Genomic DNA, 12,152 nt, shown 5'->3' with positions numbered 1-12,152 from the left:
GGGTGACCGCGTGGCGAGAGTGCGGTTGAGCGTGGCGGAGCGGCGGGAGGAGCTGCTGCGGGCCGCCATCGAGCAGATCGAGACGCGGGGCGTGGCGGCGGTCAGGATCGCCGACGTGGCCTCCGCGCTCGGTGTGAGCAACGCGCTGGTGCTGTACCACTTCTCGACGAAGGAAAGGCTCGTCGCTGCCGCCTTCGCCTACGCGGCCGAGGGCGACCTCGCGCATCTGCGGGGGCTGCTGGGGCGGCGGACCTCCGCGCTGCGCCGGCTGCGGGCGGCCGTGCGCTGGTACGCGCCCACGGGCTCGGCCAAGGGCTGGCGGTTGTGGATCGAGGGATGGGCGGTGGCGCTGCGCGAGCCCGCCCTCCGAGAGGTCACCCGGGACCTGGACCGGCAGTGGAAAGCGGCGATCACCGAGGTCATCGCGGAGGGCGTGGCAGCGGGCGAGTTCGTGTGCGCCGACCCCGCCGGGGCGGCCCTGCGGCTCACCGCGCTCCTCGACGGGCTCGCGGTGCAGCTGACGTCGTACCCGGGCTCGGTCCCGCGGTCCCGGGCGCAGCAGTGGGTGGACGAGGCCCTGGCCCGGGAACTCGGGCTGCGGCGGGAGACGTTGACCGAGCGGGAGCGGTGAACCGTCCGGCAGGGGCGAGCCGTCACACGGGCGCGCCCCGCACCGCCGGCTCGCGGTACGGGGCACGGGCGGCGGTGGTCAGGCCACCGACGCGATCCGCATCTTGATGTCGTCCGGCGACAGGGTGCCCTTCGCCGTCACATGGTCCCCGGAGGACTCGCCCCGCAGTCGGCGTCCGATCCACGGGACCAGGTACTCGCGGGCCCAGTGGACGTCGTCGCGGCGGATCTCCAGGGTGCCCCGGGGCGGGAGCGGCGGCCAGGGCTGCTCCGGATCGGCCGGGATCTGCAGACCGAGAGCCTGGCCGGCGCGCAGCGCCACGCGCGTGTGTCCCTCGGGTGAGAGGTGGAGCCGGTCGTCGTCCCAGGCCCGGCGGTCCTGGACGGACTTCAGGGACCACAGGTCGAGCACGGGACAGCCGTACCGGTCGGCGATGGCTCGGACGTGCCCGTTGTAGGTGGCGATCTTGCCGCGCAGATGCTTGAGCAAGGGGACGCCACGGGTGTCGAATCCGGTGGTCACGAGCACCGTGCCCGCGGCCTCGGTGAGCTGGGCCACGGCCCGCTCGAAGCGCTCGGCCACCTCGTCCGGGTCGGTGCCGGGCCGGATGATGTCGTTGCCGCCCGCACAGAAGGAGACCAGCTCCGGGGCGAGTTCGACGGCCTGCGGGAGTTGGTCGGCCACGATCTGGTCGAGCAGTTTTCCACGCACGGCCAGGTTGGTGTACGCGAAGTCGCCCTCGGGGCGCCGGTCGGCGAGCAGTACCGCGAACCGGTCGGCCCAGCCCACGAACGCCCCGTCGGGGCCGGGGTCGCCCACGCCCTCGGTGAAGCTGTCCCCCACCGCTACGTACGACCCGATCACTGATCTGTTGTCATTCTTCGAATCGTCTGCCACGTCGCACCATGATTCACCTTCGGATGTGACCTACGCGACCGTAGGCGGGGGTTGACGAACGGTGAGATGAGACACCCTTAAATTGTTTGCCAATCCAGGAATAGCGACGTCGTCAGGCGCGTTGGACGTGCGATTGTCATGCCGAAGGCCGGACCCGGGGATCGGGTCCGGCCTTCGACTGCGCGTCAGGCAGGCGGTTCTGGAGGAGGATCCAGGAAAAGGAGCCTCAGACGGCGACGCCGTGCGAGCGGAGATAGGCGACCGGGTCCACGTCCGAGCCGTAGTCGGGCGTGGTGCGGATCTCGAAGTGGAGATGCGGGCCGGTCACGTTGCCGGTGGCGCCGGACAGGCCGATCTGCTGGCCCGCGGTCACGGTCTGGCCGGCCGAGACGGAGAGCTGCGAGAGGTGCCCGTACTGGGCGTAGTAGCCGTCGTTCAGCTTGATGACGACCTGGTTGCCGTACGCGCCGCCCCACCCGGCGGAGACGACGGTGCCGGCGCCTACGGCCTTGAGGGAGGTACCGGTCGGGACGACGAAGTCGACGCCGGTGTGGTAACCGCTGGACCACATGCTGCCGGCCACGTGGTAGCCGGTGCCGACGGTGGCGCCGGCGACCGGGAGGGTGTAGCCGGTGGCCGGGGTGACGGCGGTCCCGGAAGCCTGGCGGGCCTGGGAGGTCTGCGCGGAGGCTTCGGAGCCGGAGGCCTTGGACACGGAGACCTTGGACACGGAGACCTTGGAGCCGGAGGCCTTGGAGCCGGAGGCCTTGGAGCCGGAGGCCTTGGACACTGAAGCCTGCGAGCCGGAGGGGCGCGAGGGCTGCGCGGGGGCGGAAGGCTCGGTGTGTGTCCGGGTGGCCTGCCCGCCGAGCGACAGCTTCAGACCCGGGTGGATCAGCGAGGGGTTCTCGCCGACCGCCTGCCGGTTGTCCTCGTAGAGCCGGTGCCAGCCGCCGCCGACGTGCTGCTGGCCGGCAATCTTCGCAAGCCAGTCGCCGGCCTTCACCGTGTAGCTGCGCACACCCGAATTCTGCTGCGCAGCCTTCTTCTCGGCCGCCTTTTCGACGGCGGGAAGGGACTGCACGGCCTTTCCGGAAACGGGCTGCGCGGTGGCGGCGTGCGCTCCGGCGGCGCCCATGAGCGGCAGCGCCAGCGCGGCGCCACCGGTTCCGGCGACGGCGATCGAGCGGGTGAAACGCCGGTTCTTGGGGCGTCGGTGCTTACCCTTTGCGGGCATGGCGCATTCCTCTCCGACGCCTGCGAGGTGAGCTGTCGGGTTCGGGCTGGAGCTGCCCGGCCGCGCGGTGCGCGGCTACACCCCCAGCCTGCCCCGGAGACCGGGACAGGCAGTCGTACCTGGCGGGTCCCCCGCTCCTGCCGAACACGGGTGAAGTGTGTGGGGACTCCGGGCGGCGGCAGGATTCGGCGTTCCGACCGGATTGGTGGCGAACGTAAGCGAGCAAGACGCACCCGGACAAGCAGCCGGTTCCCGGCGTTCCTGCTCCAGCTGATCGAATTCGGGAATTCACGGTCACCCTCCGTGAATTACCGCATCCTTCCTCTTTTCAAATTCCTTTGGCGATACGGGTATTACGTGGACATGACCCGCGACACTCGGTCACGAATATGACGCTCCTCACGCACCCCGTCCCCACGTTTCCTTATTCCAGAGCGAGTTGGAATGAAGGCTCCAATTCGGACAGAAGGTTCAGATACGGCGTAGCCGGAGAACCGTCGCATCCAGGTCACCCTTCAGTCCGGTGCGCAGCCCGTGATGGAGCAGGACGGCACCTCGGTGCACTTCGCCCGTTTCGCGGCATTCGTACGCTGCGGTCGGGTCGAGTCCGCGCAGCCGCACCGCCGGCACCGGCTCGCCGTAGCTCTGCGCCTGGAGGCAGGCGAGGACCACGCTCTCGCCCCCGAGGACGTACTGGACGGCGCTCAGGCCGCCGGTCGGGGGCCGCAGCCGGAAGAGGTCGCCGCGCTGGACGACCGGGCGGATCTCCTTGTACAGCTCCACCCACTCCCGGGCCTCGGCCAGCTCCGCGTCGGTCCACTCGGCGAGGTCGCCTCCGACGCCGAGCACCCCGGCCATCGAGCTGACGAAGCGGAACCGCAGCGAGCTGACCCGCCCGTTGAGCTGGGTGTTCGGGCTGTCCGTGACCCAGGCGGCCATGACCCGCGCGGGGTGGATCTGGCTGAAGCCGTGCTGGATGGCGAGCCGGTCGAGCGGGTCGGTGTTGTCGGAGGTCCACACCTGGTCGGTGCGGCTCAGCACGCCGAGGTCGATCCGGCCGCCGCCGCCCGAGCAGGACTCGAAGGCCACCCCGGGGTGAGCTGCGCGCAGCCGGTCCAGCAGGGCGTACAGGGCGCGGACGTGGTCGACCCACAGCCGCTGCGGGTACGGCTCGCCGGGCCAGCCCGCGTCGGTGAAGCAGCGGTTGAAGTCCCACTTCACATAGTCGATCGGGGCGCTGGACAGCAGCGCGTCCAGTTGCTCCCCCAGATACCCCTGGACGTCCTCGCGGGCAAGGTTGAGGACGAGCTGGTTGCGCAATTCCGTCCGCTTCCGTCCCGGTTCGTACTGCACCCAGTCGGGGTGGGCACGGTAGAGGTCGCTGTCGGGGTTGACCATCTCCGGCTCGACCCAGATGCCGAACTGCATGCCCAGGTCGTGCACCTGGTCGGCGAGGGGCTTGAGACCGTGCGGGAAGCGGTCGGGGTTGGGCGTCCAGTCACCGAGTCCGGCCCGGTCGCTGGTACGCGCACCGAACCAGCCGTCGTCCACGACGAACAGCTCGACGCCGATCCCGGCGGCGCGCCGGGCGAGGGCGGCCTGCTGCTCCTCGGAGATGTCGAAGTTGGTCGCCTCCCAGGAGTTGAACAGCACGGGCCGGTCCCGCTCCGCGTCCGGGATGACGTGTGCCCGCTGGTAGGCGTGCCAGGTGCGGCTGGCCCCGCCGAAGCCCCCGTCGCTCCACAGCCCCGCGAAGACGGGTGTGGTGTACGACTCCCCCGGCTGGAGCAGCAGCAGGCCCGAGTCGTCGTAGCCGGCGCCGCCGGTGATCTGCACGCGCGCATCGGGGAGTCGGGCGACGGCGATGCGCCAGGAGCCGGACCAGCCGAGCGCACAGCCGTAGACCTCGCCGCGCTCCTCGGTCGCGTCGGTGTCCAGCGCGACCCAGGGCAGGTGCTGGTGGCCGGTGTGGCCGCGACGGCTGCCGATGATCTTCTCGCCGTGGGTGAGAGGTGCGGTGGCGAGCAGGGACTCGGCGGCCCAGCGGCCGTGCAGCTGGGACAGCCGCCAGCCCTCGCGGTCGGGCAGGGTCCAGGTGGCGGCGTCGGCCCGCAGCAGCTCCACGCGCGCATGCCCGCCGTTCGCCACGGTCACCCAGCGCTCCACGACGTCCCCGCGCATCCGGTAGTGCAGGGTGACGGCCAGCCCGTCGTCGTCGAAGCGCAGCCGCAGCTCCTCGCCGTCGGCGCCGCCTGCACCGTCTGCGATGGAGTGCGACACGAAGTGCCACTCGGTGCCGCGTCGTTCCTCGGTGCGCACGGACAGGGCGGGGCGCACGAAGCGGGGGCCGCCCTCGACGGGGTACTCCTCGCGGCCGTCGAGCGGGGACTCGAAGGGCCAGTAGGCGGGCAGCGGGCTGACCGCCAGGGCCTCGGCGTCGGCGAGCGCGATCCGTGGTCCCCAGTGGAGGTGCAGCAGTTCGTCCGCGTCCGTGAGATGCAGCGCATAGCTGCTGGTGGGCCCCGACAGGAGCCACGTACGACCGTTTTCGGCGATGTCCACCATCGAGACCTCACAGGTGCCAACAGATCCGCTCAAGTGCCAACATCATCAAGGGCCGCGGACCCTGCTGACAATGCCTGTGGACAACTCATTGCCCGAGGAAATCGATGTCGTATGGTCGACAGCGTGCCCGTCGACGAGCCGCGCCGACGGGGCCTACCGGGAGGAGCCCCCGTGACGCAGCAGGTCCCGTCGACCGAGCCCGAGCTGGCCGGAGTGCGCAATTTCCGTGACGTGGGCGGACTGCCGACCGTGGACGGACGGCGGGTGCGCCCCGGAGTGCTGTTCCGCAGCGGTCACCTCGCGCACGCGACCGCGGCGGACGCGGCCTTCCTCACCACCCTGGACCTGCACACGATCTTCGACTTCCGCAACGCGGCCGACCAGAAGCTGGAGGGCCCGGACGTCGAGCTGCCCGGCGTGCGGAACGTGAACCTGCCGCTGAGCGACCCGGCGGACGGCGCCGAGTTCTGGAAGATGGTCCGCGAAGGCGACCTCGACCAGCTGCGCGGCATCCTCGCCGACGGCAAGGCGGCGGCCCGGATGACCGGCTCGTACCGCAGGATCGTCAAGGAGCGCACCGCCGAGCACTCCCGGGTGCTGCACGCGCTCGCCGAGGACAGCGTGCCCGCGCTGATGCACTGCGCTGCGGGCAAGGACCGTGCGGGCATCTCCATAGCCGTCACGCTCCTCGCCGTGGGCGTGGAGCGCGAGGCGATCGTCGCCGACTACCTGGAGTCCAACGCCAAGCACCGGCGCTACAAGGTCCGCCGCAACGGCAGCCCGGACACCGCGTACACACCCGAGGTGATGGAGCTGCTCGGCCCGCTCTTCGACGCGCGCGCCGAGTATCTGCAGGCGGCGTTCGAGAGCATCCACGAGACGTGGGGCGGCGTCGACACCTACCTGGAGCAGGGCCTCGGGCTCACCCCCGCGGCCCGCGAGCGGCTGCGGGAACGCCTGCTCGACTGACTCCGCCCAGCCCTTGGCCCGACTCCCCTCAGCCCTTGGCTCCGACCGCGAACAGCAGGTAGAGGAACGCGGCCAGGACGTGGCCGAGCGCGATGTAGATGATGAGACGGATCCACAAGGAGCGGGGGAACTTCTCTTCGATGTCTCTCATGACAGCTCTCCGGTCAAGGGGCCCAGGCACAGGGTGGCCGTGGGGCTCTGCAGCAGGGTGTGGACGAACAGCAGCTCCACGCCGTCGTGGTCCTCGGCGGCGAGGCGGTGCGGGGTGAGCGAGTCGAAGTGCGCGCTGTCGCCGGGCCCGAGCAGGTGCGCGGTGTCCCCCAGGCGCAGCCTGAGGCGCCCTCTGAGGACGTGGAGCCACTCCTCGCCGGGGTGGACGCGCACCACGTCGCCCTGGGTGCCGTACGGCACCCGGACGCGCAGCGCCTGCATGGCGCGACCGGGACCACCGGCCTGGACGTAGGTCCAGCCGCCGGCACGCGTCGGCTCCATGTCGGCGGCGCGCACGATGGCGTCCCGGTCGGCGACGGTCTCGCCGAGCAGTTCCGAGACGGTCGTACCGTAGATACGGGCGAGCGCGAGCAGCATCGGCAGCGAGGGCTGGCGCTGCCCGGTCTCCAGCCGGGACAGGTGGGCCGGCGAGAGCCCGGCGGACCGGGCCGCGGCCTCCAGGGTGAGACCGGCGCGCCGACGCAGGGCGCGCAGCTGTGGCGCCACGACGGGCAGGTCGTCGCCCTGACCCGCCGACGGCGCGGCTTCTGAGGCGTTCATGCCTCCATTCAGCCGGACCTTTGCCTCAGCGGCAACATTCTTGCCTCAGAGGCAAGGCCATCTCGGAAAGGTCATTCCATCTCGGTCATGGTCGCGTATGCCTGCTGGCGTACGTCGGGATGCGGGTGTCCGCGCAGCAGACGCAGCACCGCCCGCCACTCCTCCGGCCAGCCGAGGGCTACGCCGGTTCCGGTGACCAGGCCGGCCGCCAGGAGACCGGTGACGTTGCCGCCGTCGCGGGCCAGCCGCTCGGCCGCCGTGAGCGAGGCTTCGAGGCGCTCGGGGAGGGCGCCGTGCATCCATCCGCTCCCCAGCTGACCGGCGGCCCGGACCGAGACGGTCACTCCGGCGCCTTCCAGCGCGTCCGCGAGCTCCCGCAGTCGTTCGAGGAGGGTGTCCGGCTCCTCGGTACGGTCGACCAGCCGGCTCAGCAGTTCGGCGCGCTCGGCCGCCAGCCGCGGTTCCGGCGCCAGCTGTGCGGCGATCGCCCGGAGCGTCTCGGGCCGCTCGGGCCTGTCGGAGGCCGGCGACACCAGGGTGCGCAGCCGCTGCAGCGCCGGCAGGTCCCGGTCCTTCAGCGCGTCGAGGCCCCCCTCGGGTGTGTGCATCGCGGCCAGCAGTTCGCTCACGGCAGCGTGGAGCGCACTGCCGGCAGCCGCGCCGCCCACGGGATGCGGGACGTCGGAGGCGGCCAGGTCGCGCAGCGCCCACGCCGCGTACCGCCAGTACTCACGGCTGTCGAGGTCGCAGACCGTACGGCAGAGCCGCAAGGACAACTCCGGGGCGTAGCGGGCCCAGACGGCCATGGCCTGCAGCAGACCGTAGGAGGCGTATCCGTCGTACGACGCCAGGCACGCGTCGTACGACGCGTCGACCAGGGTGGCGCACCTGGCGCGGTGCGCTGCTGCCAGGTCCCAGGGGCTGGCCTCCGCGACGGCCTGGAGGACCTGCGGGGCGTCGTCGTGTGTGGCCTCCCCGAGCAGATGCCAGGCCTGCTCCACGCCCAGCAGCGGCGGCAGCGCGCGCAGGACGGCGGACCGCACGTCGGGATGACTGCCGGGGGCACGGAACCCGGCCGCCAGCAGGCCTCCTGACCGGGACCCGCAGCGGGGCCCCGGCGCACGAGTCCGCTAGCGGTTGGCCACCGCCTGCTTGATCAGGGTCTTGCCGAAGTCCCACATCAGGCCGCCGCCGCTGTGGGCGTCGTCCATCACGGCAGTGAAGGCGTCGACGAACCGGTCCACGTCGGCCTCGTCCACGACCAGCGGTGGGATGAGCTTGATCACCTCCAGGTGGTCGCCGGAGACCTGGGTGAGGATCCGGTGGCGTTGCAGCAGCGGTACGACCACCATCTGGGCGAACAGGCCCTTGCGTGCGGCCTGGAGCACGGCCCAGCGGCTGCGCAGTTTCAGCGAGCCGGGCTTTCCGAACTCGATGCCGATCATCAGGCCCCGGCCGCGGACGTCGGCGAGCAGCTCGTACTTGTCGATCAGCGCGGTGAGCCGGGACTTCAGCAGTTCGCCCGTCGTGCGCACCCCGGCGACGATCTGCTCGCTCTCCATGACCGACAGCACGGCGAGGCCGGCCGCCATCGCCTGCGCGTTGGACCCGAAGCTCGCCGAGTGGACCAGGACCCGGTCCATGGACGAGTAGACCTTCTTGAAGATCCAGTCCTTGCCCAGGGTGGCGCCGACCGGGACGTAACCGCCGGACAGCGCCTTGGCGACGCACACGAGGTCCGGTTCGACGCCGTCCTCGTGCTGGTAGGCGTAGAAGTCGCCGGTGCGGCCGAGGCCGGTCTGCACCTCGTCGGCGATGAGCAGCGCCTTGTGCCGGTGCAGCAGTTCCTGCGCCGCGCGCAGATAGCCGGGCGGTGCCTCGTGCACGCCCTTGCCCTGGATCGGCTCCACGATCAGGGCGGCGACGTCGCCCTTCTTCAGCTCCCGGGCGAGTGCGTCCAGGTCGCCGAGGGGTACGGCGGTGTCGGGCAGCAGCGGGGCGAAGCCGTCGCGGAAGCCGTCCTCGCCGTTGACCGACAGGGAGCCGGTGGTCAGGCCGTGGAAGGCGTGGTCGCAGTAGAGGACGCGCGGCCTGCCGGTGGCGTACCGGGCGAACTTGAGGGCGGTCTCGACCGCCTCCGTGCCGCTGTTGCCGAAGAACACCCGGTCCAGGTGCGGACTGTGGGCGAGCAGCCGCTCCGCGAGCAGGCCGGGCAGCGGCTGGCAGTCGAATCGGGTGAGGTCGGCGAGGTTCAGGTCCAGGACGTCGTGCAGCGCCTTGCGGACGACCGGGTGGTGGCGGCCGAGGCCCATCACCCCGAACCCGGCGAGCATGTCCAGGTAGTCGTTGCCGTCCGCGTCGTAGAAGTGGGCGCCCTCGGCGCGCTCGTAGACCTTGTCGAAGCCGATGGTGTGCAGCATGCGCGGGAGCTGCGGGTTGAGGTACTTCGTGTGCAGCTCGTAGCGCTCGGCTCCGCGCTCGGCGAGGAGGGCGCCGAGGTCGAACTCCGTGGTCATTCAGCTCTCTCCTTGAGTGTGCCCCCCGCGTCGTCGACGGCGAGACCCGGGTCCTTGACGGCCAGGCTCGCGCTGATCCGTCCGGCGACCTCGACCGGTGTGAGGCCGATGTCGGCCAGCACCTCGCCGCGTTTGGCGTGCGCGAGGAACTGCTCCGGGATGCCGAACCGCCGTACCGGCACGTCCACGTCGGCGTCCCCGAGGGCGAGTGCCACGGCCGAACCGACCCCGGCGGCCCGGCTGTTGTCCTCCACGACGGCCACCAGCCGGTGTTCGGCGGCCAGGACCGGCAGCGCCGGGTCGACGGGCTTGACCCAACGGGGGTCCACGACCGTGCAGTCGATGCCCCGCGCTGCCAGCAGCTCGGCGGCCTTCAGGCACACCGGTGCCATCACGCCGACGGCCACCAGCAGCACCTCGGGGCGCTCGCCGCGGTGCAGGACGTCCATGCCGCCGACGTGGCCGACCGCCGGGATGTCGGGGCCGACGGACTCCTTCGGGAAGCGGACCAGGGTGGGCGCGTCGTCCACGGCGACGGCCTCGCGCAGCTGGGCGCGCAGCTGGCCGGCGTCGCGCGGCGCGGCGATCCTCAGGCCCGGTACGACCTGGAGGACCGACATGTCCCACATGCCGTTGTGGGAAGCCCCGTCGACACCGGTGACGCCGGCCCGGTCCAGCACGAAGGTCACCCCGCACCGGTGCAGGGCGACGTCCATCAGCAACTGGTCGAAGGCACGGTTGAGGAAGGTGGCGTAGACGGCGACGACCGGGTGGAGTCCGCCGGTGGCGAGGCCGGCCGCGGAGACGGCCGCGTGCTGCTCGGCGATGCCCACGTCCCACACCCGGTCCGGGAAGCGCTCGGCGAACGGGCCGAGGCCCACCGGGTGCAGCATGGCCGCCGTGATCGCCACGACGTCCTCGCGCTCCTCGCCGATCCGGACGATCTCGTCGCCGAACACCGAGGTCCAGGAGGGCCCGTCGGACGGCACGAGCGGGGCGCAGGTGAGCGGGTCCATCACGCCGACGGTGTGGAAGTGGTCCTCCTCGTGGGCGAGGGCGGGTTCGTAGCCGCGGCCCTTCTCCGTGAGGCAGTGGACCAGCACGGGGCCGTGGAAGCGTTTCGCGCGCCTGAGCGCCGACTCGACGGCCTTGATGTCGTGCCCGTCGATCGGGCCGACGTACTTCAGGCCCAGGTCCTCGAACATGCCCTGCGGGGCGAAGGCGTCCTTGAAGCCCTTCTTCGCGCCGTGCAGGGACTCGTAGACGGTGGGGCCGACCACCGGGGTCCGCAGCAGCACGTCCTTGCCCCAGGCGAGGACCTTCTCGTAGCCGTCGGTGGTGCGCAGGGTGGCCAGGTGGTTGGCGAGGCCCCCGATGGTCGGGGCGTACGACCTCTCGTTGTCGTTGACGACGATGATCAGCGGCCGGTCCTTGGCCGCCGCGATGTTGTTCAGCGCCTCCCAGGCCATGCCGCCGGTCAGCGCGCCGTCGCCGATGACCGCGACCACATGGCCCTTCTCCCCCTGCACCTGGTGGGCCTTGGCGAGGCCGTCGGCCCAGCCGAGCGCCGTGGAGGCGTGGCTGTTCTCGATGACGTCGTGCTCGGACTCCTCGCGCGAGGGATAGCCGGACAGGCCTCCCTTGCCGCGGAGCTTGGAGAAGTCCTGACGCCCTGTCAGCAGCTTGTGCACATAGCTCTGGTGACCGGTGTCCCACAGGATGCGGTCGACCGGCGACTCGAAGACCCGGTGGAGCGCGATGGAGAGTTCCACCACCCCCAGGTTGGGCCCGAGGTGGCCGCCGGTTCTCGCCACCGCGTGCACCAGGAACTCACGGATCTCTTCGGACAGTTCGCCGAGTTCCGCCTCGGACAGCGCCTTCAGGTCGCGTGGTCCCCTGATGCTCTCCAGAATCGTCACGCTGGGCCCCCTCTCGGTCCGTGCCGTGCTTTAACCCCAACTCACTTCATCCGCTCTGCGAGCTTCATGGCCTCCTCGATGAGGGTCTCCACGATCCTGGACTCCGGGACGGTCTTGACGACCTCGCCCCTGACGAAGATCTGACCCTTACCGTTGCCCGAGGCAACCCCGAGGTCGGCCTCGCGGGCCTCGCCCGGGCCGTTGACCACACAGCCCATCACCGCAACCCGCAGCGGCACTTCCATGCCGTCCAGTCCCGCCGTGACCTCGTCGGCCAGCTTGTACACGTCGACCTGGGCCCGCCCGCAGGACGGACAGGAGACGATCTCCAGGCGCCGCTGCCGCAACCCCAGGGACTCCAGGATCTGGATGCCGACCTTGACCTCCTCCGCGGGCGGCGCCGACAGCGAGACGCGGATGGTGTCGCCGATGCCGCGCGACAGCAGCGCCCCGAAGGCCACCGCCGACTTGATCGTGCCCTGGAAGGCCGGACCCGCCTCGGTGACGCCGAGGTGCAGCGGGTAGTCGCAGCTCTCGGCGAGCTGCCGGTACGCCTCGATCATCACGACCGGGTCGTTGTGCTTGACCGAGATCTTGATGTCGCGGAAGTCGTGCTCCTCGAAGAGCGACGCCTCCCACAGGGCGCT

11 protein-coding genes and 1 riboswitch are annotated in these 12,152 nt (G+C 71.1%); of the genes, 2 read left to right on the top strand and 9 right to left on the bottom strand.

What is annotated here, in order from left to right; genetic code table 11:
- Positions 1–10: 10 nt before the first annotated feature.
- Positions 11–631 (top strand): TetR family transcriptional regulator C-terminal domain-containing protein, encoded by a 621-nt coding sequence (locus ABZ471_RS17085; protein ID WP_359067198.1) that lies wholly within the window; start codon positions 11–13, stop codon positions 629–631.
- A gap of 78 nt (positions 632–709) precedes the next feature.
- Here the strand turns inward: ABZ471_RS17085 and ABZ471_RS17080 are convergent, their stop codons facing one another.
- The 3 genes from ABZ471_RS17080 to ABZ471_RS17070 all read right to left on the bottom strand — a co-directional run bounded on the left by ABZ471_RS17080 (position 710) and on the right by ABZ471_RS17070 (position 5,330).
- Positions 710–1,495, bottom strand: a complete 786-nt coding sequence (locus tag ABZ471_RS17080) for an SGNH/GDSL hydrolase family protein (protein ID WP_359067395.1) — start codon at positions 1,493–1,495, stop codon at positions 710–712.
- Between the two features lie 259 nt (positions 1,496–1,754).
- The gene (locus tag ABZ471_RS17075; protein ID WP_359067196.1) at positions 1,755–2,765 is read right to left on the bottom strand and encodes a LysM peptidoglycan-binding domain-containing M23 family metallopeptidase; all 1,011 of its coding nucleotides are present in this window, start codon (positions 2,763–2,765) and stop codon (positions 1,755–1,757) included.
- 4 nt (positions 2,766–2,769) lie between these two features.
- Positions 2,770–2,933: riboswitch (cyclic di-AMP (ydaO/yuaA leader) on the bottom strand.
- Between the two features lie 303 nt (positions 2,934–3,236).
- The gene (locus tag ABZ471_RS17070) at positions 3,237–5,330 is read right to left on the bottom strand and encodes an alpha-galactosidase (protein ID WP_359067392.1); all 2,094 of its coding nucleotides are present in this window, start codon (positions 5,328–5,330) and stop codon (positions 3,237–3,239) included.
- Between the two features lie 171 nt (positions 5,331–5,501).
- Between ABZ471_RS17070 and ABZ471_RS17065 the strand changes: the two genes are divergently transcribed.
- The gene (locus ABZ471_RS17065) at positions 5,502–6,299 is read left to right on the top strand and encodes a tyrosine-protein phosphatase (protein WP_359067194.1); all 798 of its coding nucleotides are present in this window, start codon (positions 5,502–5,504) and stop codon (positions 6,297–6,299) included.
- Positions 6,300–6,327: 28 nt separating this feature from the next.
- Here the strand turns inward: ABZ471_RS17065 and ABZ471_RS17060 are convergent, their stop codons facing one another.
- From ABZ471_RS17060 to ABZ471_RS17035, 6 genes are all read right to left on the bottom strand, one after another.
- Entirely contained in the window at positions 6,328–6,450 is a 123-nt protein-coding gene (locus ABZ471_RS17060; protein ID WP_359067192.1) for a DUF6126 family protein, read from the bottom strand.
- Positions 6,447–7,070: an XRE family transcriptional regulator gene (locus ABZ471_RS17055; protein ID WP_359067190.1), complete on the bottom strand. Its 624-nt coding sequence runs from the start codon at positions 7,068–7,070 to the stop codon at positions 6,447–6,449. The genes ABZ471_RS17060 and ABZ471_RS17055 overlap by 4 nt, the downstream gene beginning before the upstream one ends.
- Positions 7,071–7,141: 71 nt before the next feature.
- Positions 7,142–8,113: a hypothetical protein gene (locus tag ABZ471_RS17050; RefSeq protein WP_359067188.1), complete on the bottom strand. Its 972-nt coding sequence runs from the start codon at positions 8,111–8,113 to the stop codon at positions 7,142–7,144.
- An 87-nt stretch (positions 8,114–8,200) separates the two neighbouring features.
- Positions 8,201–9,586 carry an aspartate aminotransferase family protein gene (locus tag ABZ471_RS17045; protein ID WP_359067186.1) on the bottom strand — a complete coding sequence of 462 codons (1,386 nt, stop codon included), beginning with the start codon at positions 9,584–9,586 and terminating at the stop codon, positions 8,201–8,203.
- Positions 9,583–11,505, bottom strand: a complete 1,923-nt coding sequence (gene dxs / locus ABZ471_RS17040; protein WP_359067184.1) for a 1-deoxy-D-xylulose-5-phosphate synthase — start codon at positions 11,503–11,505, stop codon at positions 9,583–9,585. Before dxs ends, ABZ471_RS17045 begins: the two co-directional genes overlap by 4 nt.
- 41 nt (positions 11,506–11,546) lie before the next feature.
- The coding region (locus ABZ471_RS17035) for a flavodoxin-dependent (E)-4-hydroxy-3-methylbut-2-enyl-diphosphate synthase (protein WP_359067182.1) at positions 11,547–12,152 on the bottom strand (606 nt) is incomplete at its 5' end.

It is taken from the genome of Streptomyces sp. NPDC005728 (assembly GCF_040630895.1).
Taxonomy (GTDB): domain Bacteria; phylum Actinomycetota; class Actinomycetes; order Streptomycetales; family Streptomycetaceae; genus Streptomyces.
Note: the sequence above shows the minus strand (reverse complement) of the source record. Positions and strands in the feature narration are given on the sequence as shown.

Coding starts and splice junctions, on each gene's coding strand:
- ABZ471_RS17055 (WP_359067190.1), bottom strand. CDS start 7,070: ATGAACGCCTCAGAAGCCGCGCCGTCGGCGGGTCAGGGCGACGACCTG.
- ABZ471_RS17075 (WP_359067196.1), bottom strand. CDS start 2,765: ATGCCCGCAAAGGGTAAGCACCGACGCCCCAAGAACCGGCGTTTCACC.
- ABZ471_RS17060 (WP_359067192.1), bottom strand. CDS start 6,450: ATGAGAGACATCGAAGAGAAGTTCCCCCGCTCCTTGTGGATCCGTCTC.
- ABZ471_RS17045 (WP_359067186.1), bottom strand. CDS start 9,586: ATGACCACGGAGTTCGACCTCGGCGCCCTCCTCGCCGAGCGCGGAGCC.
- ABZ471_RS17070 (WP_359067392.1), bottom strand. CDS start 5,330: ATGGTGGACATCGCCGAAAACGGTCGTACGTGGCTCCTGTCGGGGCCC.